Source organism: Sulfitobacter sp. TMED3 (assembly GCF_002167505.1).
Classification (GTDB): Bacteria; Pseudomonadota; Alphaproteobacteria; order Rhodobacterales; family Rhodobacteraceae; genus Sulfitobacter; species Sulfitobacter pontiacus.
In genome coordinates this window covers 1-25708 of sequence record NZ_NHBI01000063.1, presented here as the reverse complement: position 1 = coordinate 25708, position 25708 = coordinate 1, and the positions used below count along the sequence as shown (strand labels likewise).

Genomic DNA, 25708 nt, shown 5'->3' with positions numbered 1-25708 from the left:
CATACAATTCCTTCTGACTGCTAAAGCGTTTGCGTTAGGGTTATTTTGTTCCCGATCAAGACGTTACGTCACCTTTTGCCCATGCGTTTTCTGCATAGCAGCATTGACGATCTGACTATTGTGCAGATGCAGCATTTTACTACATAACCAACACAAGACGAATGATAACGAACACAGACGAAACAAGACGAGGTATCCGATGGCCTACTTGAACGCTACAACCGCACCGACCCTGGCAGACCGCTTTGCCGCGCTGATGTCCGCACTCGAGACTCGCCGCAAGCAACGCCGCGTATACCGCTCGACTTTCAACGAGCTGAGCTCCTTGTCCAACCGCGAGCTGAACGACCTGGGCATGGGCCGCTCGCAAATCCGCGGCATCGCGCTGGAAACAGCACGCAACGCTGCATAAATAATACTGGATCGGGCACACGCACCCTCCCTGTTGTGTGCCTGTAGGAAGCTTCGGGTCTCCTCCTCCTCCCTGAGACCGGCGGCTTTCATAAACGTCCCCTTCCCCCTTTCCTCCCGATTGGATTGGGGACGTAGATAAAGACGGCGGTGCTTTCCTCCCAAAGCACCGCCGTTCTTGCATCTAATTCTTGATATTTCGTAAAACTCATGACGCCCGTTTAGAACGGAACGTCATCCGATGCGCTCAGATAGCGCGACACGACCTTCTTGACCCCGGCCTTGTCAAAGCTGATCTCAAGCTTATCCCCTTCGATTCCAACAACTTCGCCATAGCCAAATTTCTGGTGGAACACCCGTTCTCCCATCGCAAAACTGCTGACGGCGGACATGTCGATCGTCACATTTCGGGCTTCCGAAGGCTGGCTCACGCTGCGCGCTTGGCTGCGCGTCTGCAATCTGCGCCACCCCGGAGAATTATATACATTCGCTTCCGCCGCTTTTTCATGCAGATTCGATTTGGGCATCGCTGCGCCATACCCGCCACCATACAGCCCCGGCGGGGTCAGCACATCCACATGGGCTTCGGGAAGTTCGTCGATAAACCGTGACGGCATGGCGCTTTGCCACTGACCAAACACGCGGCGGTTGGCCGCAAAAGAGATCGTGCAAAGCTGCTCTGCCCGGGTGATTCCGACATAGGCAAGCCGCCGCTCTTCCTCCAGCCCCTTCAGGCCAGATTCGTCCATCGATCGCTGCGACGGGAACAGCCCATCCTCCCAGCCGGGAAGAAACACCGCCGGAAACTCAAGCCCCTTGGCCGCGTGCAACGTCATGATCGACACTTTNGCGCCACCATCGTCGCTTTCATTATCCATGATCAAGCTGACGTGTTCCAGAAAACCTTGAAGATTCTCGAACTGCTCCAACGCCTTAACCAGCTCNTTCAGGTTCTCNAGCCGCCCCGGAGCTTCCGGCGTTTTGTCGTTCTGCCAAAAACCAGTATATCCGCTTTCATCCAAAATAATCTGCGCCAATTCCACATGGCTGACTTCGGGCGGGCCATATTCCTCGTGAAACAGCGGCGCGCCTTCGTCGATGACGCTATCGTCATCAACCACAGTCTGTAGGCGCGGGCCCCGGGCCAGTTCGGACCAGCGCTGAATCCCGTCGATGAGCAGACGCAACTGCGCCGCACCACGNCCGCCAATCCCGCCATTCGCCAACAGGATCCGCGCCCCTTCCACGAGATTCACNCCGTTTTCCCGCGCGGTTTTCTGTATATTTTGTTGCGCTTTATCGCCTAAACCACGCTTGGGCGTGTTCACGATTCTCTCAAAAGCAAGATCGTCATCAGGNGAGGTAACCACCCTGAAATAGGCCATGGCGTCGCGAATTTCTAACCGTTCATAGAAACGCGGGCCACCGATCACGCGGTACGGTAGGCCAATGGTCAGGAATCGATCTTCAAACGAGCGCATCTGGTGTGATGCCCGTACAAGAATCGCCATATCGTCCAATGTGTATGGATCAAGCTCGCGNGTGCCGCGCTGCAACGCTTCGATTTCGTCGCCGATCCAACGCGCCTCTTCCTCGCCATCCCAATGGCCGATGAGACGCAGCTTTTCACCCTCACGGGATTCCGTCCACAANGTCTTGCCCAAACGCCCCTCGTTTCCTGCGATCACGCCNGAAGCGGCCGCCAGGATGTGCGGTGTTGACCGGTAATTCTGTTCCAACCGCACCACATGAGCGCCTGGAAAATCTTTTTCGAACCGCAGGATGTTGCCAACCTCGGCCCCTCGCCATCCNTAGATCGACTGGTCGTCATCCCCGACACAGCAGATATTCTTGTGNCCAGAGGCCAGCAGACGGAGCCACAAATACTGTGCCACGTTGGTATCCTGATACTCATCCACCAGAATATATTTAAACCACCGCTGATATTGCCCCAGCACGTCTTCGTGCTGCTGGAAGATGGTGACCATATGCAGCAGCAAATCACCGAAGTCGCAGGCGTTCAGATCTTTAAGCCGCGCTTGATACTGCGCATAAAGCTCCGCCCCGCGGTGGTTATAGGCCCCCGCATCGGCCGCAGGAATTTTGTCTGGCGTCAATGCGCGGTTTTTCCANCCATCAATAACGCCTGACAGCAAACGCGCGGGCCAACGTTTGTCATCAATCCCTTCCGCTTTGATCAACTGCTTGAGCAGGCGCAGCTGGTCATCCGTGTCCAGAATGGTGAANTTCGACTTTAGCCCNACCAATTCAGCATGGCGGCGCAACAGCTTGACGCAAATCGCGTGAAACGTACCCAGCCAAGGCATCCCTTCAATGCTCTGCCCCAGCATGTGCCCCACACGGTTCTTCATCTCGCGCGCGGCCTTATTGGTGAAGGTTACCGCGAGAATCTCGTTCGGGCGGGCGCGCCCGGTGTTCATCAGATGCACGATCCGCGCCGTCAAAGCCTTGGTCTTGCCCGTGCCTGCCCCCGCGAGCATCAAGACAGGGCCGTCCATCTGNTCCACCGCGGCACGCTGGGCCGGATTCAGCCCATCAAGATAGGGTTGCGGACGCGCAGCCATAGCGCGCGATGATAGGGAAGCGCCCTCAAAGGCGGCCATTTCGTCAAAATCATTCATACGGCTAATCTATCCTGCGCACGCACCAAATAAAAGACACGTTCGCAAAATGTTCCCGCCGCATTTTCTATTAAGCAGCAGCGGTTTGCNAGCCGTCTAGCGTCAAAGCCGCAGGAATTATTGCTATCTGTTCCTCCTTATTACTCATGTCATTGCATAGNTACGATCGCGCCCTCGACTCGGCGTAGCACCCCATCTCTTTCCAAATGNTTAAAAATCCCCCGCGGAGCGCAAAAAAACTTCTACTTGCACACCGNGTCAAACAGACGCAACAATGCCGCAGCGCAGCGTTAGCGCGNGCTCTAGACGCTTGAAAATTAAGATTTCTCGCCAGCAGGAAGGCCTAGCTATGACCGACTTTAAGAAAATTCTAATCGCAAACCGCGGCGAGATCGCCATTCGAATTATGCGCGCGGCCAACGAGATGGGAAAAAAGACGGTCGCCGTTTTCGCCGAGGAAGATAAGCTGGGCCTACACCGTTTCAAGGCCGATGAAGCCTATCGGATCGGGGCCGGTTTGGGGCCTGTCGCCGCCTATTTAAGCATCGATGAAATCATCCGCGTGGCCAAAGCCTCGGGCGCGGATGCGATCCNCCCGGGCTATGGGCTGTTGTCAGAAAATCCCGATTTTGTAGATGCTTGCGCGCAGAACGGCATTACTTTTATCGGGCCGCGTGCGGAAACAATGCGCGCCTTGGGCGACAAGGCCAGCGCGCGACGCGTGGCGATGGAGGCCGGCGTGCCGGTCGTCCCCGCGACAGACGTTCTAGGCGATGATATTGAGGTCGTCCGCAAGCAGGCNGCAGAGGTTGGCTACCCGCTGATGCTCAAGGCGTCCTGGGGCGGCGGGGGTCGCGGCATGCGCCCCATCGCGAATGAAGAAGAGCTTAAAGAAAAAGNGATGGAAGGNNGNNAGCNNCGGCAGAAGCAGCCTTTGGCAATGGCGAAGGCTATCTGGAAAAGATGATCCTGAAGGCGCGCCATGTCGAGGTGCAGATTTTGGGCGACAGCCACGGCGAAATCTACCATCTATTTGAAAGAGATTGTTCCGTTCAGCGTCGCAACCAAAAGGTCGTCGAACGCGCGCCTGCCCCCTATCTTACCGAAGAACAACGCGCCGAGATTTGCGAATTGGGCCGCAAAATCTGTGCACATGTTAACTATGAATGTGCCGGTACGGTCGAATTCCTGATGGATATGGACGACGGCAAGTTTTATTTTATCGAGGTAAATCCAAGGGTTCAGGTCGAACACACGGTCACAGAAGAGGTCACCGGCATCGATATCGTCCAGGCGCAAATCTTAATTGCCGAAGGCAAGACCATCGCCGAGGCGACGGGCAAGGCCACGCAGGCAGATGTGCAGCTGAACGGCCATGCGTTGCAGACTCGGATCACCACCGAAGACCCCCAAAACAACTTCATTCCTGATTATGGCCGCATCACAGCCTTTCGTGAGGCCACCGGCATGGGCATCCGCTTGGACGGCGGCACCGCCTATTCGGGCGGGGTGATCACGCGCTATTATGACAGTCTTTTGGTCAAGGTGACGGCGAAAGCGCAAACGCCCGGGCAAGCGATCGCCCGCATGGACCGCGCCCTGCGCGAGTTCCGCATCCGGGGCGTGTCGACAAACATCGCCTTTGTCGAAAATCTGCTGAAACACCCGACCTTCCTCGATAATAGCTACCACACCAAATTTATCGACCAGACCCCCGAGCTTTTTACCTTTGAAAAGCGCCGCGATCGGGCGACCAAAGTATTAACATATATCGCTGATATTACGGTGAACGGGCACCCTGAAACCAAAGGGTTCGAACGCCCTGCGGCGGCCGTCCGCGCGCCGCAGCCGCCCGCCGCCCGAGCCGAGCCGATGATGGGCACTCGTAACCTGCTTGAACAAAAAGGGCCGCAGGCTGTTGCCGATTGGATGGGGCAGCAGCGACAGCTGTTGATCACCGACACCACCATGCGTGACGGCCACCAGTCATTGCTTGCGACGCGGATGCGCAGCCATGACATGATCAAGGTTGCCCCTGCCTATGCCGCTAATCTTCCACAACTTTTCTCAATGGAGTGCTGGGGCGGTGCGACCTTTGATGTGGCCTACCGGTTCTTGCAAGAATGTCCGTGGCAACGCCTGCGAGACCTACGCGCTGCCCTGCCGAACGTGATGACGCAAATGCTGCTGCGTGGGTCGAATGGCGTGGGCTACACCAATTATCCGGACAATGTGGTGCAGGAATTCGTCCGCGTGGCCGCGACCGAGGGTGTCGATGTTTTCCGCGTGTTTGACAGCCTGAACTGGGTTGAGAACATGCGTGTCGCGATGGATGCGGTGATTGAAAACGGTAAGATTTGCGAAGGTACCGTTTGCTATACCGGCGACATTTTTGATCCGGACCGATCGAAATACGACCTGAAATACTATGTTGCTATGGGCAAGGAACTGAAAGCGGCCGGTGCCCATGTTCTTGGCCTGAAAGACATGGCCGGCGTGCTCAAGCCGAATGCTGCCAAAGTATTGATCAAAGCGCTGAAATCCGAAGTCGGCCTACCGATCCATTTCCACACGCATGATACCGCAGGCACGGCGACCGCGACGATTATGGCGGCCTCCGAGGCGGGCGTGGACGCGGTAGATTGCGCCATGGACGCGCTATCGGGCAACACGTCTCAGGCGACGCTCGGGTCCGTGGTCGAAGCGCTGAAACACACGGATCGCGACACCGGCCTATCGATGGACGCGGTGCGCGAAATCTCTAACTACTGGGAAGACGTGCGTGGCGAATATGCCGCGTTCGAGACCGGCATGCAGGCCCCTTCCTCCGAAGTCTATCTGCACGAGATGCCCGGCGGGCAGTTCACCAACCTCAAGGCGCAGGCCGCGTCGATGGGGCTGGATGATCGTTGGCCCGAGGTCGCCAAAACCTATGCCGAGGTGAACCAGATGTTTGGTGATATCGTCAAGGTGACGCCNTCGTCCAAAGTGGTCGGCGACATGGCTNTGATGATGGTATCCCAAGGGTTAACCCGCGCGCAGGTCGAAGACCCGAAGGCAGAAATGTCCTTTCCNGACAGCGTGATNGACATGATGCGCGGCAATCTNGGCCAGCCTCCGGGCGGGTTCCCTGACGCNATNGTCGACAAAATCCTGAAAGGCGAAAAACCGAACACGGAACGCCCCGGTGCCCATCTGCCNCCTGCCGATCTTGAAGCGACACGCAAGGAATTGCGCGACCTTCTGGAAGGGGCTCAGGTTGAAGACGATGACCTGTCNGGGTACCTNATGTANCCCAAGGTTTTCCTGGATTACATGGGNCGTCACCGGACCTANGGCCCTGTCCGTGTATTGCCGACCCGCACCTTCTTCTATGGGATGGAACCGGGCGAAGAGATCACCGCAGAAATCGACCCGGGCAAGACGCTGGAAATTCGNCTGCAAGCCTTGAGCGAGACCAATGAAGACGGCGACGTTAAGGTCTTTTTTGANCTGAATGGCCAGCCGCGCGTGGTGCGCGTGCCCAACCGGATGGTCAAAGCGACGACNGCACAGCGTCCCAAGGCCGAGATNGGCAACGTCAATCACATCGGAGCACCGATGCCGGGTGTTGTTGCCTCGGTCGGGGCGACGGTGGGTCAAAAGGTCAAATCCGGCGACCTGCTTCTGACCATTGAGGCGATGAAAATGGAAACCGGTATCCACGCGGACCGCGATGCTGTNGTCAAAGCGGTNCATGTCACGCCGGGTGGCCAGATCGACGCCAAGGATCTGCTGGTCGAGNTGGAGTGATCCNATGCGCCTTTCTGCCCTGACCCTGATCGTTCCCAGCTACNACGAAGGAATATCCTTTTACTGTGGCNCGATGGGGTTCGAGCTGACACAGGACGAGGACCAGGGGCATAAACGCTGGGTGCGCGTCACCCCTTCGGGTGGCGGCACCGGCTTTATCCTCGCCGAACCGGGCGACGATNNTCAGCGTGCAGCGATTGGGAACCAAGGTGCGGGNCGNGTCTGGTTGTTTNTAGAGACCGANGATTTTGCCCGCGACCATGCCCGACTTTTGGCTGGGGGCGTNACATTCGAAGAAGCCCCCCGCCANGAGCCCTATGGCACTGTCGCCGTGTTCCGCGACGTTTTCGGCCATCGCTGGGATCTGATTGAACCGCGCACGACCNCCTAGAAAAAACATCGGCCCTGACACTTGGGGCCGGATGCATTCTGCCGCATTGATCAGGCCCGTTCTGCTGCTACGTTCAGGCTTGGTACGACAGATGGACACCNCCCATGCCCTATGAATGGAAAACACGACCCGACGCCTCGACNCAGGTTCTTTGCCTGCGGCCGCACCAATCCNTGCCGGCAAAGGGATTCGCCAGTTTTATCCTTNTCACNTTCGTCCTAATTCTGATCCCCGTTCTGCCACTGTTGGGNACTGTTTTGCTGTGGGGGCTTCTTCCTTTCATGCTNGCCGCCGTCGCGGCAATGTATTGGGCGCTACAGCGCAACCATAAGGCCAGACAGATTGAAGAAGTGTTTACGCTCGACCACAATACAGCACATTTATCCCATCGCACCGCGCGCGGAGAGGTCAAGGAATGGCAGTGCAACCGGCATTGGGCCGTCGTGACGAAATATGAAAAAGACGGCCCCGTACCCCATTACGTGACCCTGCGCGGCATGGGCCGCGAGGTCGAAATCGGGACCTTCCTGAGCGAAGAAGAAAGGATCGCCCTTTATGACGAGCTGAACCGTTCGCTGNTGCGCTGAGCCTTAGCTCAGCCGCTCTTTCACTTTGGGGCCAACCGCGCCAAAATCCATTTGCCCCGTGTACTTACCTTTAAGCAGNCCGATCACCTTGCCCATGTCACGGATCGATGTCGCGCCCACTTCNGCAATGGCGGCATCGACGGCCTTGGCGGTTTCTTCTTCGGTCAGCTGACGGGGCAGAAACTCTTCGATCACGGCGATCTCTTCACGCTCGCGATCCGCAAGATCAAGCCGCCCGCCCTCTTCATAGGCGCGTACGGATTCCATACGTTGTTTCGCCATTTTACCTAAAATCGCGAGCACTTCGGCATCGCCAACACCCGTGTCGCCCTCATCGGCGCGCGCCGCGATGTCTTTATCCTTGATCGCCGCNTTGATCAGCCGCAGGGTCGACAGCCGGTCCGCCGCCTTGTCTTTCATTGCCTGTTTCAGTGCATCCGAGATGCGAGTGCGCAGTACCATTACCATCGTCCTTTTGACCCTAGGGGGTATTAAGCCGTGCAACATAGAGATATTNCGCGGCGCAGGCAATGCCACAAGCCTCGCGCAACCCATTGAATAACAACGATATTTCATTTTCAACCTGCTATTGACCCCGACGAACTGCGGCTTTAGGTTGCCACCGTTTAGCTCCATATACCTGCCGCTGGAGGCCCCCGACATGACCGCGACCACATCACCTCGTCCGACTGCCTGCCTGGCGCTAGCGGACGGATCGATTTTCTACGGCATGGGCTTTGGCGCAACGGGAGAGACCGTGGCCGAGCTTTGCTTTAATACAGCGATGACGGGCTATCAGGAAATCATGACCGACCCGTCCTACGCGGGGCAGATCGTGACCTTTACCTTCCCCCACATCGGCAATACCGGCACCAACCCCGAAGATGACGAAACCGGCGATCCGGTCGCAGCGGGGATGGTTGTCAAATGGATGCCCACCGACCCGAGCAACTGGCGTTCGGTCCAGCCGTTGTCCGAATGGCTGGCATCGCGCGGGCGTATCGCGATTGGTGGTATTGATACACGCCGCCTGACCCGCGCCATCCGGCAGCAAGGGGCCCCTCACGCGGCATTGGCGCATAATCCTGACGGCGTTTTCGACGTCGAAGCGCTTGTCGCTGCAGCACGCGGTTTCGCGGGCCTGGAAGGCATGGATCTGGCGAAAGATGTCAGCTGCAAACAATCCTACCGCTGGAATGAAATGCGGTGGGCTTGGCCCGACGGCTATACTGCGCAGGAAAACGCACCTCATAAAGTGGTCGCGATCGACTACGGTGCCAAGCGCAACATCCTGCGCTGCCTTGCCTCGGCCGGCTGCGACGTCACGGTGCTGCCCGCCTCTGCCACGTATGAAGATGTGATGGCGCATAATCCTGACGGGGTTTTCTTGTCGAACGGCCCCGGCGATCCGGCGGCGACCGGCGTGTATGCTGTGCCGATGATCAAGGATGTCATCGAAAAGACAGAGCTTCCGGTTTTCGGCATTTGCCTTGGCCACCAGATGCTTGCGCTGGCTCTTGGCGGGCAGACGGTCAAAATGGGTCACGGTCACCACGGCGCGAACCACCCCGTTAAGGACATTGATACCGGCAAGGTCGAAATCACTTCGATGAACCATGGGTTTGCCGTCGATGCGCAAAGCCTGCCAAGCGGAGTGGTTGAAACCCATCAGTCGTTGTTTGACGGCTCCAACTGCGGCATCCGGATGGAGGGGCGGCCCGTCTGGTCCGTTCAGCACCACCCCGAAGCGAGCCCCGGCCCGCAAGACAGTTTCTATCTGTTTGAACGCTTCGCCGCGGCGATGGCAGAGCGGGCCAGCTAAACCTGACAATTGCGGGCGTTCTCTTCATCCGCAATTAACATCCCATTAAGGCATCTCTCCCAAGGTGGTCCCATTCCGACAGGAAGGGATTCGCCCGTTGAGCAACCTCGGATTAGATCTGAAAGCACCCAGTCCCGCGCGTGTGCGCGGGCGCTATCGTCCCTTGGGGCGCATATTGGTCGACGCAGGGTTGATCGATCAGGCCGATCTGGTTCACGCACTTGAAGCGCAGCGCGATCTGGATGCACCGCTTGGGGAAATCCTTCTGGCTCAAGGGCTTGTCTCGCGCAGTGAAGTGACCAAAGCACTGGCACTGCAACACCAGATCCAGCAGGTCGACCTTGACGCAGACCCGCCCAAACCGGTGCTTGCGCGCCATCTGTCTGCCGAAGCCAGCTTGCACCATAAGATTGTGCCGTGGCGGCGGATGGGACAAACGCTGTTTGTCGCGACCAGCCGGCCGGATACCCTTCATACCCTTGCGCATGAGGCCTTCGGCAACAGCGATCTGGACATCGTACCGGTGCTGGCAGAACCCGCGCAGATCAACCGTCAGATCACCGCGCTTTACGGGTCCGAGCTGGCCAAACGCGCGGCGGAGCGTGTGCCCCCTCATGAAAGCTGCCGAACATGGCGGGTTGCCGGGCCGCGCCGGCGTATTGGGGCCGCCGGTGTCATTTTTGTCGCGAGCATGCTGTTCGCGTTACTCCCCGCGGTGACGTTTACGGCGTTTGTTCTATGGGCATTGTTCTGCAGTACGATGATCATGACGCTACGTCTGTCGGCCTTTCTGGCGCGCTGCCTGTGGGGTAACACACCACTGCTTTCAGACCCCGCTCCGCCATCGGCCCCGACACGATGGCCAAAGGTATCGGTTCTCGTCCCTCTTCTGCATGAGGAGGAGATTGCCAGCGCCTTGATCGCACGCCTGTCGCAGCTCAGCTATCCCAAGGCGCTGTTGCAGATCGTTCTGGTGCTTGAGGAAGGCGATCAAATGACCCGCAACACCATCGCGCGCACCGAACTGCCCTTTTGGTTCGACGTGATCGAAGTACCCCAAGCAGGCAAACTGCGCACCAAACCCCGTGCCCTGAACTACGCGCTGGAATTTTGCAGCGGCAGTATTATCGGCGTGTGGGATGCCGAGGACGCGCCGGAGGCCGACCAGATCAACCGCGTTGTACAACACTTTGATCAGGCTCACAAAAACGTCGCTTGTGTGCAAGGCGTTCTGGATTTTTACAATGCGCGCACCAACTGGATCTCGCGCTGTTTCACGCTAGAATATGCAACTTGGTGGCGCGTGATCCTACCCGGTGTCGCGCATCTGGGGCTGATCATTCCCCTCGGCGGCACCACATTATTTTTCCGCCGCGCCGCTTTGGAGAAGCTGCGGGGCTGGGACGCCCATAACGTCACNGAAGATGCNGATCTTGGCGTCCGCCTCGCNCGGCATGGNTATAAAACCGACCTGCTGCCNACTGTCACTTACGAAGAGGCCAATTTTCGTGCGTGGCCGTGGATCAAACAAAGGTCACGATGGCTGAAAGGCTTCTTGATNACATGGGTCGTGCACAGCCGTGCCCCCNTCCAACTGATCCGTGATGTCGGGCTTATTCGNTTTNTGGGCGTGCAGGTANTGTTCCTCGCGACGTTCTGCCAGTTNATCTTTGCCCCCCTGCTCTGGTCNTTNTGNCTACCGCTGTTCGGCGCGGCGCATCCTGTCCANACAACACTGGGCGCNGATGTGTTCTACGGGCTTTTCGGATATTTCCTCTTCGCGGAAATCCTCAATATATCTGTCGCGATGACNGCGGTTTCGGGTCCGCAGCATCGCCACCTTATACCCTGGGCAATCACCCTGCCATTTTACTTTATACTCGGCTCTTTCGCTGCCTATAAGGCGCTATATGAATTCGTGGTCACGCCGTTCTATTGGGACAAGACCGAACATGGCGTACCACATAAATCCAGCCCCATTGGGTCTACGGCCTCCCCACTTCGTCCACCCTAGCCTTCGTCTTTGCGCTGCGCCGCTTCTTGCTTGAGCCGCGTCATGAAGGCGACAGAAATATGCGTGCGCAATGCTTCATCCGCACCATCTTCGTCACGCTGTTCGATCATCTGAACAATGCGGTCATGTTCATCCTGCGCGATCGCACCGCGCCCATCCACGGCCAGTGACGATGTCGCCATCAGCGCCATGGACCGGTGCACCAGATCAAGTTGCTGCACCAGATACCGGTTGTGCGACGCGAGATGAATTTGTTTGTGAAATCGGCGGTTCGCACGCGCCAACGCCGCTGGATTGTCGCGAAAAGCGTCGTCTTCCTNGACCATTTCGCGCAATACGCGGACTTCTTCAGCGGTGGCGTGACGGGCGGCAAGCCGCGCGGCCAACCCCTCCAACTCGCCGCGTACGACGTAAAGTTCGGCCACCTGATTGTGGTCCAANGATGCAACGATCAGGCTCCGCCCGTCCCGCGCGAGCAAGGATTGCGTCTCAAGCCGTTGTAATGCTTCACGAACCGGCGTTCTCGAGACACCGAAGCGTTCGGCCAATTCGCTTTCCACCAACCGATCACCGGGGCGATAGGTGCCCACGTCAATCGCGTCCAGGATCATGGAATAGGCGTCTGTGGGTCCGGAGCGTGGCGTCGTCATTGGTTCTCTTTCAAAAGGCTCCGGCACCTTAGCCCCCGCGTCCAATTGCGCAACCCCGTGATCTTGCGCAGATCATCTGGTCAGCGTAGCAAGTCCCCATGCCACACGCCTCTTTCTCTCATGTGAATACGTGGGTCTTTGACCTTGATAACACATTATACCCGCCATCCGCCCGCCTGTTTGACCAGATTGAACAGCGGATGACGCATTGGGTGATGACCGCCTTGAACGTCGATGAGCAGCGCGCGGATTATCTGCGCAGACATTATTGGCACACCTACGGCACCACGCTGGCCGGGCTGATGCGCGAACACGACCTTGATCCCGGCCCCTATCTGCACGAGGTGCACGAGATCTCCTTTGACGCGCTGATCCCCGATCCTCTGCTNGCCGCGCGGATCGCCGCCCTGCCGGGGCGCCGGATCATCTNNACCAACGGCACTGCCCCCTACGCCGAAAAAGTCATTGCCGCACGGGGGCTGTCGGGCCTGTTCGATGCCATCTACGGCGTTGAACACGCNTCATTTTTACCCAAACCCGAACGCGCCGCCTACGACCTGATATTTGCCGCCGACGCATTGACNCCAACCACCGCCGTGATGTTCGAGGACGACCCCCGCAACCTGATCGCCCCGCATGACATGGGGATGGGCACCGTCCATGTGGCCGAGCACCCCGCGCCCGCGCCGCATATCCATTTCCACACCGATGATCTTTCGGCTTTTCTTGCACAGATCACGGGCTAACTGACGGGCATGACGATGGCATGTGATATCTTGATTTCGGGCGGCGGCATTGCCGGTTTGACGGCAGCAGCGGCTTTCGGCACNGCGGGTTTCAACGTNGTCTGCGTCGACCCCACGCCCCCCGTCACCGATGGTGCGGCGAAAGGGGCCGACATGCGCTCTACCGCGATGCTGCAACCGGCGCGCCGCGTGCTTGAGGCAGCGGGCATCTGGGCCCATCTGGAAGACCATGCGGCACCTTTGCAGGTGATGCGTATTGTGGATGCGGGCGGTGACGGCGATGCACCGGTGATCAGCCGCGCTTTTGATGCTTCCGATATTTCGGACCAACCTTTCGGCTGGAACTTCCCGAACTGGCTGCTAAGGCGCGCGCTTCTGGAGCGGCTAGAGGCTTTGCCGAACGTCGATTTCCGCCCCGGCACCGCAACCACAAGCTTGTTCACCCGCACCACCGGCGCACGCGTAAGCCTCAGCGATGGCACGAAAATTTCGACCAAGCTCGTGATTGCCGCAGACGGGCGCGACAGCCCCATGCGCGACGCTGCCGGTATTGAGGTGACCCGCCAAAGCTATGGCCAGAAGGCGCTTGCCTTTGCCGTGACACACCCGATCCCGCATGAAAACGTGTCGACCGAGGTGCACCGCAGCGGGGGCCCCTTCACCCTTGTACCCCTGCCCGATCGCGACGGTCTGCCCTGCTCTGCCGTGGTGTGGATGGATGACGGCGCGTCCTGCCTTGCGCGGATGGCGCTTGACGCAGATGCGTTTTCCCAAGCCGCGACCGACCGCAGTGCCCATGTGCTCGGCCCGTTGACGCTGGCCTCCGAACGGGCGATCTGGCCAATCATCAGCCAGCATGCCGCGCGTCTCTCGGCGGAACGCATCGCCCTGATTGCAGAAGCCGCCCATGTGATGCCCCCCATTGGCGCTCAGGGGTTGAACATGTCGCTGCAAGACATCGCAACGCTGCTGGAACTGGCGCAAAAGCACGGCGCTGATCTGGGCAGCCAGCACATGCTGGACGCCTATCACAAGGCGCGTTTTGGCGACATTCANCTGCGCTTGCGCGGCATCGACCTCTTGAACCGCGCCAGTCAGGCGACAACGCCNCTGGCCCGCGATGCNCGTGCCAAAGGGCTCAGCGCGCTATANGCCCTGCCCCCCGTACGGCGCATGNTGATGGAGATGGGNTTGGGNATGCGGCAGGGCTGACCTGCCGCGCGCCTTNATTTACAGTACCTTATCGACCACGGCNGCCAACCGCGCCAGCGTGGCATCCACGTCGTANAGCTTATCCAGACCGAACAGCCCCAGACGGAAGGTCTGGAAATCCTCCGGCTCGTCACACATCAANGGCACACCAGCGGCGATCTGCATCCCTTCGGCAGCAAAGGCCTTGCCGTTTTGCACGGAGGGATCCGCAGTATAGCTCACCACCACCCCCGGCGCGCCAAAACCTTCCGCCGCGACAGAGGTAACGCCCCTCTCCGCCAGCATCTTGCGCACNGAATCCCCCAGACGCCACTGCGCCTCTTTCAGACGGTCAAACCCGTAGGATTTCGTCTCAAGCATGGTATCGCGGAATTGNCGTAGCGCATCGGTCGGCATGGTCGCNTGATAGGCGTGGCCNCCATNTTCATAGGCTTTCATAATGCTATGCCACTTGGCCAGATCGATGGCAAAACTGTCCGATGTTGTCTCTCCCATGCGTGCAACNGCGCGATCCGACATCATGACCAGCCCGGCAGAGGGCGAAGCGCTCCAGCCCTTTTGCGGCGCNGANAGCAATACGTCGACGCCAAGCGCCTTCATATCCACCCATGCGCAGCCCGACGCGATGCAATCCAGCACCACCAGCGCGCCGACGGCATGGGCCGCNTCTGCCATCTGCTTGATATAGTCATCGGGCAGGATCACCCCCGCACTGGTCTCCACATGAGGTGCGAAAACCACCTGCGGCTTNTGCGNCTCGATNGCTTTGANAACGTCATCAATCGGGCTNGGGGCAAAGGGCGCGGGCGTGCTGTTGCCCTGCATCTGCGCCTTCATGACGGTGGCATTGCCGGTCAGATCGCCGNTNTCGATGATCTGGCTCCACCGATAGGAAANCCAGCCGTTGCGCACGACCAGCACCTCGGCCCCCCGTGCGAACTGACGGGCGACCGCCTCCATCCCGTAGGTGCCGCCCCCGGGGACGACAGCCACGGCATCGGCCTTGTANACGTCCTTGAGCANAGNGCTGATGTCGCGCATGACCTCTTGGAACACNGCGCTCATATGGTTCAAGGACCGGTCGGTGAACACGACCGAAAACTCTTCAAGCCCTTCCGGGTCAACTGAATTTAGCAAAGCGGGCATGATATCCTCCTGATGGTTTCGNGCGAACATAGCCCCTCGCGCGGTAAAGTCACAGGCCCAANGGTCCGGTCAGTCGTTCCTCGCTTAGAAGCACATTTGCCTCGACCGCCCCCGCCCCCGGCAGGGTCATGATCCGCCGCCGCAGGACCCGTTCGAAATCCGCCAGATCCCGCGCAACAACTCGTAAACGGTAGTCATATAGCCCCAGAACATGCTCCACCGTTTGGACCTCGGGGATGGCACTGACGGCGCGTTCGAAATCCTCCAGGCTAACCCGCCCCTTGGTCGCAAGCTTGACGCCAAGAAAGACGGTGACGCCGAACCCCAATGCCTCCCGGTTCAAGCGCAACCTCTTGCCGCGCAGGATGCCTGCCTCCTCCAACCGTTTGATCCGCCGCCAAGTGGCAGGCTGCGACAGCCCCAGATGACGCCCCANGGCACCGGCNCTTTGTGTNGCATCNCGNNCAAGCGACCGGATCAGCCGGTGGTCCACCTCATCCAGCGTGATCATAGCGGTAACGCCTCCTCTGACTTGATCCGCGCCACATGCATCAGCGCCTCGATATCGGCAATATGCGGCAAGGTCAGAATACCCTCCCGGTAAATCTGCTGATAATGCGCCATATCCCGCGCAATTACCGATAGGCGCACATCCACCCGTCCCAGAAAGGTCTGGAGCTCGATCACCTCAGGCAGTTNGCGTGCCTCTTCAAGAAAGCGGTCAAAGGCANTGCCCTGCGTCTTGTCCAAGGTGATCCGCAAGGACACCTCGACCGTGTAGCCCAATGCTGCCCAATCGATGACAGCCGCCACCCCCTGCACAATTCCGGCTTCCTGCATGCGCGTGATCCGCCGCGACACCTTACCCGCAGTTAACCCCGTAAGGTCGGCCAACTCCGCCGGCGACAGCCCCGCATCCGCCTGCCAGTGGCGCAGAAGTCGTCGATCCATATCATCAAGCATGATTTTTCCATTTTTACCGCATACNGCGCATTACCATCTTCATTTTGCCAAATAAACTCACAATTCCGCAATAGCATCTCGCACCAGCTTCGATATGGTCTCCCTAGATTTCAACGAACCCGAAAGGACGCCCCAATGCGCGTTTATTACGACCGTGACTGCGATGTGAACCTGATCAAGGACAAGAAAGTCGCCATCCTCGGCTATGGCTCCCAGGGCCACGCCCACGCGCTGAACCTGCGNGANTCCGGNGCGAAAAACCTCGTCGTTGCGCTGCGCGAAGGCTCCGCTTCGAAAGCGAANGCNGAAGGCGAAGGCCTGAAAGTCATGGAAATCGCAGAAGCAGCAGCTTGGGCCGATGTGATCATGTTCACCATGCCCGACGAANTGCAGGCTGAAACCTACAAGAAATACGTGCACGACAACATCCGCGAAGGCGCTGCGATCGCATTCGCCCACGGGTTGAACGTCCACTTCGGCCTGATCGAACCCAAACCCGGCGTTGATGTGATCATGATGGCCCCCAAAGGCCCGGGCCACACTGTGCGCGGCGAATACACCAAAGGCGGCGGCGTGCCTTGCCTGGTTGCGGTAGACACCGACGCCACCGGCAAAGCGCTGGAAATCGGCCTGTCCTACTGCTCCGCCATCGGTGGCGGCCGGTCCGGCATCATCGAAACCAACTTCCGNGAAGAATGTGAAACCGATCTGTTCGGCGAACAGGCTGTTCTGTGCGGCGGTATCGTTGAACTGATCCGCTGCGGCTTNGAAACACTGGTCGAAGCCGGCTACGAGCCCGAAATGGCCTATTTCGAATGNCTGCACGAAACCAAGCTGATCGTTGACCTGATCTATGAAGGCGGCATCGCCAACATGGACTACTCGATCTCGAACACAGCGGAATACGGCCAATACGTCTCCGGCCCGCGCATCCTGCCCTACGACGAGACCAAAGCGCGCATGAANGCCGTTCTCAGCGACATCCAGTCGGGCAAATTCGTGCGTGACTTCATGCTGGAAAACTCCGTCGGTCAGCCCACGCTGAAATCCTCGCGTCGCGCCAATGACGAACATCAGATCGAAGTCGTCGGCGGCAAGCTGCGCGAAATGATGCCCTGGATCTCTGCCGGCAAGATGGTCGACAAATCCAAGAACTGATCGCCGATGCAGCGATGTGNAAAGGCCCGGTTCTGCACCGGGCCTTTTCTTTTGCGCANCCGGCTGTCACATCTGGCGGGCCGAGNTTTCCCACAGGATATGTCATGCCGGACGCGCCCCAGATCACCAAATCCAGCTGGCTGATGATCCTGCTGCTTGCCTTCATCTGGGGAGGCACGTTTCTGGTGACCGAAATCGCCCTGACTGAAATGCCACCCTTCTGGATCGCGGCCACACGTGTCGGGTTCGCGGCCACCGTGATGATCGTTATCTGGGGTCTGCGCGGCTTTCGGCTCTTTACCCAATCCCCCACCCGCGGCGATATCGCGGCCGTNATCTTNATCGGTGCCGCNAGCTCTGCCGTGCCGTTCAGCCTGCTCGCNTGGGGTCAGCAATATGTCACCTCGGGCTTTGCGGGGGTGACCATGGCCGCGACGGCGCTGATCATCCTGCCGCTTGCGCATTTCTTCGTTCCGGGCGAAGCGATGAGCNCGCGCAAGGTGATCGGNTTTGCCCTGGGCTTTNTCGGCGTTGTCATCCTGATCGGCGCGCAAGCCTTTGAAAGCACNGGCACCGCGCTTGAAACCCAGGGGCGTCTGGCCTGCCTGGGAGCGGCGGGGTGCTACGCCACCAGCTCGATCATCATGCGCCGCCTGTCCGCGGTGGACGCGATCGGTCTTGCGACCATCCTGCTGATCATTGCCACCTGCATCACCGTTCCCATGGCGATCATCATCGAAGGTCTACCGCCCCGCCCCTCGCCGTCCATCTTCGCGGCGCTGGCGTTTCTGGGCCTGATCCCCACCGCCGCCGCGAACTTCCTTCGCGTGCTGGTGATCCGCAGCGCAGGCCCGGTGTTTATGTCACTGGTGAACTACCAAGTCCCCGTCTGGTCCGTCTGCCTCGGCGCGCTCTTGCTGAANGAACCGCTGCCGCCATCCCTGCTCTACGCGATGGNNCTGATCCTNTCGGGCGTCGCACTCAGCCAATATGGCGCNTTCCGCCGNCTGTTCACCCNCACNCGCGCCTAGCTTCCAAATGGCTCTAAATCCTCGCCGAAGGCATCCCACAGCCACCGCAGGCGACGCGTCCCGCGAGGGTGCGGCAGGGCCGCCGCGCAGGACACCCCCGCCAGCNACCCTGCGATCAGNTTAAGGTGCGACAGCCGCCGTGACCGCATCCACCACGGAATCGACNGCNCGNTCCATCAGCTGCGCGTCTTCATGTTCTGCCATCACACGNACCAGCGGCTCGGTGCCGGATTTGCGGATCAGCAAACGCCCCTGACCGGCCAGATCGGCNTCGGCCTGTGCGATGGCCCCTTGCACCTGCGCGTCTTCCAACGGCACCTGACCGGCNGAAAACCTNACGTTCTTAAGNAGTTGCGGCACGGGTTCAAAGTTATTCAGCAGCTCGGACGAGGTCTTTTCCGACCGGATCATCTCTGCCAGAAACTGCAGCCCCGCCATCAGACCGTCACCCGTGGTGGCGTGNTCNGTCATGACGATATGGCCCGATTGCTCGCCGCCCAGATTGAACCCGCCTTCGCGCATCCGCTCGACCACATAGCGGTCGCCGACNGANGTCCGCTCAAGCCGTAGCCCCTTGCCCTGCAAGAAGTNTTCAAGGCCAAGGTTGCTCATCACGGTGGCNACCAAGGCGCCATTGGCCAGCCGGTCTTCGGCCGCCCAACGGGACGCCATAAGGGCCATGAATTGATCCCCGTCACCGACCTTGCCGGTTTCGTCAATCAGGATCACGCGGTCCGCGTCGCCATCCAGACAAATGCCCACATGGGCACCGTGCTCNACCACNGCCGCTGCNGCNCGTTCGGGGTGGGTCGAGCCGCANTTCTCGTTGATGTTGAANCCGTTCGGCGACACGCCAATCTCGATCACCTCGGCCCCNANNTCCCACAGGGTTTCGGGGGCGACGCGGTGTGCGGCCCCATTGGCGCAGTCGATCACGACCTTCAGCCCGTCCAGACGCATCTGGCGCGGGAACGATGACTTNACCCGCTCGACATAGCGGAACCGCCCGTCATCGATCCGCTTGGCACGGCCNATNTTNTCGGCGGGGTTCAACTCCACNCCGCCTTCGATCAGCGCCTCGATCTCTGCNTCNACAGCGTCGCTCAGCTTGAANCCGTCNGGGCCGAAGAACTTGATGCCATTGTCCGTCGCCGGATTGTGNCTGGCCGAGATCATCACCCCCAGATCAGCCCGCATCGACCGCGTCAGCAGCCCGACCGCAGGCGTGGGCACCGGCCCCAGCAGCAGCACATTCATCCCCGAGGACGTCAGCCCCGCCGTCAGCGCGTTTTCGAACATATAGCCCGACAACCGCGTGTCCTTACCAATCACCACACGGTGCACACCGTCACGACCNGCGCTAAAATAGCGCCCCACAGCGGCCCCGATTTTCAGGGCGACCTCGGCTGTCATCGGATGCACATTGGCCTTTCCGCGAATACCGTCTGTTCCAAATAATTTTGTCATAAAATGCTCCCAAAATATGCGGCATGCCACAGAGCGACCGCTTGGCGGGTGTCGTCNACGTCATGCACACGGATCATTTGCACACCCTGCCCCAATCCTGCAAGCGCCACGGCGATCGACCCCGGCGCGCGGTCCTGTGCCTGCGGCGCGTTGCCGATCGTTCCGATGAACCGTTTGCGCGAAACGCCTAGCAGGATAGGCGTCCCCAAAGCGTGAAACAGGCTCAGCCGCGCCAGCAGAGCCAGATTGTGATCCTGCGTCTTGCCAAACCCGATGCCCGGGTCCGCCAGAATGGCCCCCCGCGGGATGCCTGATGCCTCCAGCATGCTGATCTGCCGCTCCAGCGCGTCAAAAACATCAAGCAGCACGTTATCATACTGTGGGTCCAGATGCATGGTCGCGGGATCGCCTTGGGCATGCATAACGCAAACCGGCAGCGCCAGTTTTTGACACAGNGGNCCNAGGGCGGGATCANANGTGAANCCNGACACGTCGTTTACCAGATTGGCACCAGCGCTGACCGCGGCCTCGGCCACGGCGGCCTTGCGGGTATCGATAGAGATCGGCGTGTGCATCCCCGCCCCCCGCAATGCGGCGATGACNGGAGNGGTGCGCGTGATCTCTTCGGAGACGGGCACAAAATCCGCGCCGGGGCGCGTGGACTCGCCGCCAATGTCCAGAATATCCGCGCCGGCGGCNACCATCTNTTGNGCGACGCGCAGCGCATCGGGCACGGCATTATGCTGCCCCCCGTCCGAGAAACTATCGGGCGTCGTGTTCAGAATGCCCATGATGCGCGGGCGGTCCAGCGTCAGCCCTGCCATCGCGGGTCNGGGCGCGGTCAGCCNTGCCATCACGNTNGCCGGGATATCGGCCGCGGGNACAACNCGNGGCGGCGTGCTGCGCGACAAGACCTCGGCATGGGTGAACCAGCCCCACCCCCCNGCGAGAGACANCGCNGTGTCAGGCCGCGCGGGGCCGATCTGGACGAGAGGTCGNAAATAATCGGTCATGTCTCACAGCCTGNCNTGGTCCACCGCNACGGCGCGCAGCGGAACAGAGGCGTCAGCCGGCAGGTCCGCCCCGATCACCAACATCTCTGTCGCGTCGAAACTGGCGGCGAACCACGCGGCCAGGGCCACGGCATCGCGCGGCTGCGCCGAGGGGGTATCCACGCTATCAAGCACGATCTTCGACGGNGCCCAAACNCTCGTCTGGCCGTTCTTCATNGCCCAATCCAGCTCTGTCCGCGTCGCCACNACAACNCAGCGATCATCCTTTGCGGCCAGCACCCAGGCNTTCTGTTCAATCGCCAGCAGATCAATGCGGCGCTGCGCCATTTTATGCCCGACCTGCGGCGCGGCGGTGTCCGAAGCGCCGACACATAGGATCAAGGGCCGCCCCATCTGGTGCAACTGGTCCAGCCACCCCGCCAGATGCGGCGAGGCGATGGCATCATTGCTCAGATAGACCAGCTCGGGGTGTGGCACCTCGCGCGCTTCGGCCTGACTGTCGGGGGTATCATCACGGGCGCGCACGATCTCGACGCCCAAAGCACCGGGGCCACGGTCCAGCTTTTCGATGCGCACAAACACCCGCATCGCCTGCCGTTCCAGCAGGATACGATCCGCGACCCGTTCGGCCAGCGTCTCGAGCAGGTTCAGCCGTTCGTCCGACAGCTCATAGGCGATAGCTTCGGTCACGCGGTCGTAGGACAGGATACGGTCCACATCGTCGTCCACGGGGCCGGTCAGCGGCTGCACCTCGACGACGACATTGAAACAGATGCGCTGCGTTACACCACGTTCGGCCTGAAAGGCGCCGATCTCGACCTCAACGATATGATCGCGCAGGGAAATCCGGTCCAGAGGTTCAGGCCCCGCCGTCGCAGCAGCGCGTTCGGACGGGTGCGCAAAGGCAAGCCGCGTGTCACTTGTCATGGGTTTGGGCCTTTGCTTGTCTCACTCGCAAACGATCCTAGACCGTTTGCGCGGATGTACCAAAGCCAGACACGGCTGGCCAGCCGTCAAAGACGACAGAAACGCCGCTTAGTTCGACGCGGTCTGAACGCCGTCACGATAGAACATGTGCACGCCGATCTTGGTGGTGCGGGTAAAGACGCGCGACCAACGGGGGCTTACGGCGGTGGTATGATAATACGTTGCCCCGCCGGTCAGCGATGGTGCCTTGCCGTCCAGAACCGCCCGCGCGACCTTGCCAACCTGCGCATAGGCGCGCGGTTCGGCGATCACTTCGGCATTGCCATCGCAGGTGTAGGTGAACTGGCACTGGTACTTGCGGCCTGTCCCCTGATTGATCACGCTGCACAAAGACCCGGGAAACTGCGCGGACTTCACACGGTTCATGATCACTTCGGCCACAGCGAACTGGCCCTTCACCGTCTCGCCGCGCGCTTCAAAGTACAGCGCCTCTGCCAGACAGCGCCATTGTTCGCCGCCCGATGCTTTCGGCTGTTCGGCCAGCCATGCGCGCGTGAACTCCACCTCGCTTGCGTTGTTCGATGCGATCATGCTCTCCAGACGTTCCGACCCGACAGAGCGCAGCCCTTTGGCTTCGATGTCAGCCAGTGCTTTGGCCTGTTGCGGGCTGGCGGACGCCACGGCAGGAGCAAGCAAAGACAGCGCCAGCAGAGCGCAGGACGAGAATTTCTGAAAAGAACGCATTGAGCGCCTCGCAAGTAGTTTCGGACAGCGCCCCCTACCCAAACTGGCACCAAGCGTAAACCCTGCCGAAACCGCCTGCGCGGGAACCCGCACAGGAAAACAACATATAGGCGATCAGCCGCGCAAAACTACCCGATCTTGTCCGCGATTGCGAGCTGCGCCGCCGCCAATCTGGCGACCGGAACACGGAAAGGTGAGCAAGAAACGTAGTCAAATCCCGCTGCACGGCAAAAAGCAATCGATTCGGGGTTGCCGCCGTGCTCTCCGCAGATCGACAAGGTAATCCCAGGTTGTGCTTCCCGCCCCCGCGCGGCACCAAGCTGAAGCAACTCTCCGACGCCATCACGGTCCAGCATATGGAACGGATCTTCGGGGAAAACGCCCTGCTGCACGTAGGTCGACATGAACCGTCCCGCGTCATCGCGGCTCAACCCATAGGTCATCTGCGTCAGGTCGTTTGTCCCGAAACTGAGGAAGGAACAATGGGGCGAAATCTCTCCGGCGCGCAGGGCGGCACGGGGTGTTTCGACCATCACGCCCAAACGGTAGGTAAAGGTCGCGCCGCGTTCGGATTTCACAGCCGTTGCGATCTTGTCGACGCTGGCCTTGATCAGCTCAACCTCGCGTTTGGCTGAAACAAGCGGGATCATGATCTCGGGCACCACGGGGTCGCCATCGCGGCTGGCTTCGATCGTAGCCTCAAAGATCGCACGGGCCTGCATCTCGTAGATTTCGGGCACCGTCACGCCAAGACGCACGCCGCGCAGGCCGAGCATCGGGTTATATTCGGTCATAGCCTCAATCCGCCGGGTCACGTTGGACAGCGGCAAATCCAGCGCCTCGGCCAGATCGCGTTGACCGGTGCGGGTCGAAGGCAGGAATTCGTGCAAGGGCGGATCGAACAGACGGATGCACACCGGCTGACCCTGCATGATGCGGAAAAGCTGAATGAAATCATCGCGTTGCATTGGCAGCAAGCGTTCTAGCACGGCGCGGCGGCCTTCGCTGGTATCGGCAAAGATCATCTCGCGCATCACGGTCAGGCGGCTGGGGTCAAAGAACATATGCTCTGTCCGGCACAGCCCGATCCCCTGCGCGTCGAAATTGCGCGCGGTTTGCGCGTCGGCAGGGGTGTCGGCATTGGCACGTATCCCGATGTCGGCCGCGTCTTCGGCCCAGGACATGAGCTTTTGGAAGGTCGCGTCCAGCAGCGGCTCAAGCATATCCGCGGCCCCGCACAGCACCTCTCCCGAGGTGCCGTCGAGGGTGATTTCATCGCCTGCCTTGAACATCCGCCCGTCAGGGGCCGTGATCACCCCCTTGACCAGATCGAACCGCATCGACGAGGCGCCGACGACGCAGGGCAAGCCCATGCCCCGCCCGATCACCGCGGCGTGGCTGGTGATGCCACCGCGTTCGGTCAGCACGGCTTGGGCGGCGTGCATCCCGCGAATATCCTCGGGCGAGGTTTCGCGGCGCACCAGAATACATTTCTCGCCCCGTGCGGCACTGGCTTGCGCGTCATTCGCGTTGAACACGATCCGGCCGGTGGCGGCACCGGGGCTGGCGGCAATGCCGCGCCCGATCACATCGCGTTTCACCCGTGGGTCAACCTGCCGGTGCAACAGCTCTGTCAGGGTGCGGGGCTGGACACGCATCAGCGCCTCTTCGCGGGGGATGATCCCTTCGTCCGCCAGCGCCACCGCGATCCGCACCGCCGCCCGCGAGGACCGCGACACGCGCACGCCATCAAGGATAAACAACTCTCCGTCAGAGATGACGAATTCCACCTGCATCTCGGCGCGCAGCCGCACCCGCATCAGCGCCGCGTGCTGTTTGAGCATCTCGAAAGCTTCGGGGGCGTGTTCCTCAAGCGACGGGCCGCGTGGATCGCGCGTCAGGTAAAGCGCATCGGCGGTGTCCTGCAAGGCGTCGCGCCCCTGCGACTGGCTCAGGTACCGCCCGGTGATCTGTGGCAGGCCGGTGGTGCTGTCCACCAGTTGCAACACGCCGGAGCCGCAAATCCCCGTGCCCACACCGAACACCATCTGCTGCACGATCAGGCCCAGCCCCGCATCTGCAGGTGCCCCCTTGGCCTGGCGCAACAGCCGCGCCGAGGTGCCCTCCCACGCCCGCGCCATGGAACTAAGCACGGCGGTCAACTGGGTCACACGGTCCTGGGGAAAGCTTTCTTCGGTCTCAAGCTCGTAGGCGCGCAGGGATTGCAGCAGCGCCTCGCGCCCGTCGCCTTCGACGTCGTCGAACATATCGGGGTCCAGCCGCGCCACATTGACGGCATAGGATTGCACGAAACGGGTATAAAGCGCCGATGCGGGCCCCTCGCCCATGCGTTCGCAATAGTCGGCATAGCGGTCATCGTTCATGCCGATGTTCATCACCGCCCCCGGCCCGCCCCAATCCGGGTCCTGGCTAGAGGGGCGCACGCATAGCAGCGCGTCTTGGGGGAATTCATCAGCGACCGCTTGCAGATCGGGGATCTGCCCCTGCGCGATCTCGAGCACGACATCAAAGGGCAGCGCCACGGTGCGCGGCACCGGCAGATCAAGACGGACCAGACGTTGCAGACATTTCGCACGCCCCCCATGCGTATCATTCGCAATGGGGGCGGTTTGGGTCACAAGGGTTGTCATGGCGGCTTTCTGCACTGCGGCACCTTTTGGTTCCTGCGCAGCATAGGCTTTCGCCGTGGTGTGGCAAGGCGTGATCGCCTTGCCCACGTGTCGGGTCTGCTGCGTTACCCGTCGATTTTCGTCAGATCCGCGACCGAGCTACAGATCGTGCGGATACGGCTGAGCAGGTTCAACCGGTTGCGCCGGACCGTCGCATTATCAGAGTTCACCTGCACCGCGTCAAAGAAAGCATCAATCGGGCCGCGCAAGGACGCCATCGCGGACATGGCTGTGCCGAAATCCTGTGCCTCCATCGCCGGTTTGATCTGCGCCTCTGCGGTATCAAGGGCGGCAAACAGGGC

At 60.2% G+C, this 25708-nt stretch carries 21 protein-coding genes and 1 pseudogene; 10 read left to right on the top strand and 12 right to left on the bottom strand.

The window, feature by feature from the left end:
* The first annotated feature begins 199 nt into the window (after nt 1–199).
* Nucleotides 200–412 carry a DUF1127 domain-containing protein gene (locus tag CBB63_RS14960; protein WP_009824940.1) on the top strand — a complete coding sequence of 71 codons (213 nt, stop codon included), beginning with the start codon at nt 200–202 and terminating at the stop codon, nt 410–412.
* A gap of 220 nt (nt 413–632) precedes the next feature.
* On the opposite strand, the gene CBB63_RS14955 is transcribed toward CBB63_RS14960, so the two are convergent.
* Nucleotides 633–3053 (bottom strand): ATP-dependent helicase, encoded by a 2421-nt coding sequence (locus CBB63_RS14955; protein WP_286699714.1) that lies wholly within the window; start codon nt 3051–3053, stop codon nt 633–635.
* Between the two features lie 349 nt (nt 3054–3402).
* Here CBB63_RS14955 and CBB63_RS14950 point away from each other — a divergent pair.
* From CBB63_RS14950 to CBB63_RS14940, 3 genes and pseudogenes are all read left to right on the top strand, one after another.
* A pseudogene (locus CBB63_RS14950) lies at nt 3403–6845 on the top strand (pyruvate carboxylase).
* Nucleotides 6769–7236, top strand: a complete 468-nt coding sequence (locus CBB63_RS14945) for a VOC family protein (RefSeq protein ID WP_502695951.1) — start codon at nt 6769–6771, stop codon at nt 7234–7236. Before CBB63_RS14950 ends, CBB63_RS14945 begins: the two are co-directional and overlap by 77 nt.
* Before the next feature lie 104 nt (nt 7237–7340).
* Complete coding sequence (locus CBB63_RS14940) at nt 7341–7823, top strand: DUF2244 domain-containing protein (RefSeq protein ID WP_286699712.1); 483 nt, start codon at nt 7341–7343, stop codon at nt 7821–7823.
* A gap of 3 nt (nt 7824–7826) precedes the next feature.
* On the opposite strand, the gene CBB63_RS14935 is transcribed toward CBB63_RS14940, so the two are convergent.
* Nucleotides 7827–8285 carry a GatB/YqeY domain-containing protein gene (locus CBB63_RS14935; protein ID WP_286699711.1) on the bottom strand — a complete coding sequence of 153 codons (459 nt, stop codon included), beginning with the start codon at nt 8283–8285 and terminating at the stop codon, nt 7827–7829.
* 199 nt (nt 8286–8484) lie between these two features.
* On the opposite strand from CBB63_RS14935, the gene carA reads away from it, so the two are divergent.
* Nucleotides 8485–9645 (top strand): glutamine-hydrolyzing carbamoyl-phosphate synthase small subunit, encoded by a 1161-nt coding sequence (gene carA, locus CBB63_RS14930; RefSeq protein WP_005854180.1) that lies wholly within the window; start codon nt 8485–8487, stop codon nt 9643–9645.
* 64 nt (nt 9646–9709) lie between these two features.
* Nucleotides 9710–11659 carry a glycosyltransferase gene (locus tag CBB63_RS14925; protein WP_502695950.1) on the top strand — a complete coding sequence of 650 codons (1950 nt, stop codon included), beginning with the start codon at nt 9710–9712 and terminating at the stop codon, nt 11657–11659.
* Here the strand turns inward: CBB63_RS14925 and CBB63_RS14920 are convergent.
* On the bottom strand, nt 11656–12309 hold the full coding sequence (locus CBB63_RS14920) for a GntR family transcriptional regulator (RefSeq protein ID WP_286699709.1): 654 nt from the start codon (nt 12307–12309) through the stop codon (nt 11656–11658). The two genes, CBB63_RS14925 and CBB63_RS14920, sit on opposite strands and share 4 nt — an antisense overlap.
* Before the next feature lie 98 nt (nt 12310–12407).
* Between CBB63_RS14920 and CBB63_RS14915 the strand changes: the two genes are divergently transcribed.
* Nucleotides 12408–13055: a pyrimidine 5'-nucleotidase gene (locus CBB63_RS14915; protein WP_286699708.1), complete on the top strand. Its 648-nt coding sequence runs from the start codon at nt 12408–12410 to the stop codon at nt 13053–13055.
* Between the two features lie 9 nt (nt 13056–13064).
* A complete protein-coding gene (locus CBB63_RS14910) occupies nt 13065–14267 on the top strand; it encodes a UbiH/UbiF family hydroxylase (RefSeq protein ID WP_286699707.1) in 1203 nt (400 codons plus the stop codon).
* A gap of 18 nt (nt 14268–14285) precedes the next feature.
* On the opposite strand, the gene CBB63_RS14905 is transcribed toward CBB63_RS14910, so the two are convergent.
* The 3 genes from CBB63_RS14905 to CBB63_RS14895 form a co-directional block, all read right to left on the bottom strand.
* Nucleotides 14286–15413: an aminotransferase class V-fold PLP-dependent enzyme gene (locus CBB63_RS14905; RefSeq protein WP_286699706.1), complete on the bottom strand. Its 1128-nt coding sequence runs from the start codon at nt 15411–15413 to the stop codon at nt 14286–14288.
* 49 nt (nt 15414–15462) lie between these two features.
* Nucleotides 15463–15924: an Lrp/AsnC family transcriptional regulator gene (locus CBB63_RS14900; protein WP_286699705.1), complete on the bottom strand. Its 462-nt coding sequence runs from the start codon at nt 15922–15924 to the stop codon at nt 15463–15465.
* The gene (locus tag CBB63_RS14895) at nt 15921–16376 is read right to left on the bottom strand and encodes an Lrp/AsnC family transcriptional regulator (RefSeq protein ID WP_286699704.1); all 456 of its coding nucleotides are present in this window, start codon (nt 16374–16376) and stop codon (nt 15921–15923) included. The genes CBB63_RS14900 and CBB63_RS14895 overlap by 4 nt, the downstream gene beginning before the upstream one ends.
* Before the next feature lie 135 nt (nt 16377–16511).
* Here CBB63_RS14895 and ilvC point away from each other — a divergent pair, with 135 nt between their 5' ends.
* Nucleotides 16512–17534 carry a ketol-acid reductoisomerase gene (gene ilvC, locus CBB63_RS14890; protein WP_286699703.1) on the top strand — a complete coding sequence of 341 codons (1023 nt, stop codon included), beginning with the start codon at nt 16512–16514 and terminating at the stop codon, nt 17532–17534.
* A gap of 104 nt (nt 17535–17638) precedes the next feature.
* A complete protein-coding gene (locus tag CBB63_RS14885; RefSeq protein WP_286699702.1) occupies nt 17639–18565 on the top strand; it encodes a DMT family transporter in 927 nt (308 codons plus the stop codon).
* Nucleotides 18566–18685: 120 nt separating this feature from the next.
* On the opposite strand, the gene glmM is transcribed toward CBB63_RS14885, so the two are convergent.
* The 6 genes from glmM to CBB63_RS14855 all read right to left on the bottom strand — a co-directional run.
* Nucleotides 18686–20032 carry a phosphoglucosamine mutase gene (gene glmM, locus CBB63_RS14880; RefSeq protein WP_286699701.1) on the bottom strand — a complete coding sequence of 449 codons (1347 nt, stop codon included), beginning with the start codon at nt 20030–20032 and terminating at the stop codon, nt 18686–18688.
* On the bottom strand, nt 20029–21045 hold the full coding sequence (gene folP / locus CBB63_RS14875) for a dihydropteroate synthase (RefSeq protein WP_286699700.1): 1017 nt from the start codon (nt 21043–21045) through the stop codon (nt 20029–20031). Before folP ends, glmM begins: the two co-directional genes overlap by 4 nt.
* Before the next feature lie 3 nt (nt 21046–21048).
* The gene (locus CBB63_RS14870; protein ID WP_286699699.1) at nt 21049–21972 is read right to left on the bottom strand and encodes a dihydroneopterin aldolase; all 924 of its coding nucleotides are present in this window, start codon (nt 21970–21972) and stop codon (nt 21049–21051) included.
* Nucleotides 21973–22080: 108 nt separating this feature from the next.
* Nucleotides 22081–22716, bottom strand: coding sequence for a cell wall hydrolase (locus CBB63_RS14865; RefSeq protein ID WP_037944544.1), 636 nt, complete (start codon nt 22714–22716; stop codon nt 22081–22083).
* A gap of 128 nt (nt 22717–22844) precedes the next feature.
* A complete protein-coding gene (locus CBB63_RS14860) occupies nt 22845–25367 on the bottom strand; it encodes a putative PEP-binding protein (protein ID WP_286699724.1) in 2523 nt (840 codons plus the stop codon).
* Nucleotides 25368–25471: 104 nt separating this feature from the next.
* On the bottom strand, nt 25472–25708 hold a 237-nt coding region (locus CBB63_RS14855; protein ID WP_286699698.1), incomplete at its 5' end, for a DALR anticodon-binding domain-containing protein.

Excerpts from the sequence above, each read along its gene's own strand:
- CBB63_RS14960 (WP_009824940.1), top strand. The coding sequence starts at position 200 with ATGGCCTACTTGAACGCTACAACCGCACCGACCCTGGCAGACCGCTTT.
- carA (WP_005854180.1), top strand. The coding sequence starts at position 8,485 with ATGACCGCGACCACATCACCTCGTCCGACTGCCTGCCTGGCGCTAGCG.
- CBB63_RS14865 (WP_037944544.1), bottom strand. The coding sequence starts at position 22,716 with ATGCGTTCTTTTCAGAAATTCTCGTCCTGCGCTCTGCTGGCGCTGTCT.
- CBB63_RS14860 (WP_286699724.1), bottom strand. The coding sequence starts at position 25,367 with ATGACAACCCTTGTGACCCAAACCGCCCCCATTGCGAATGATACGCAT.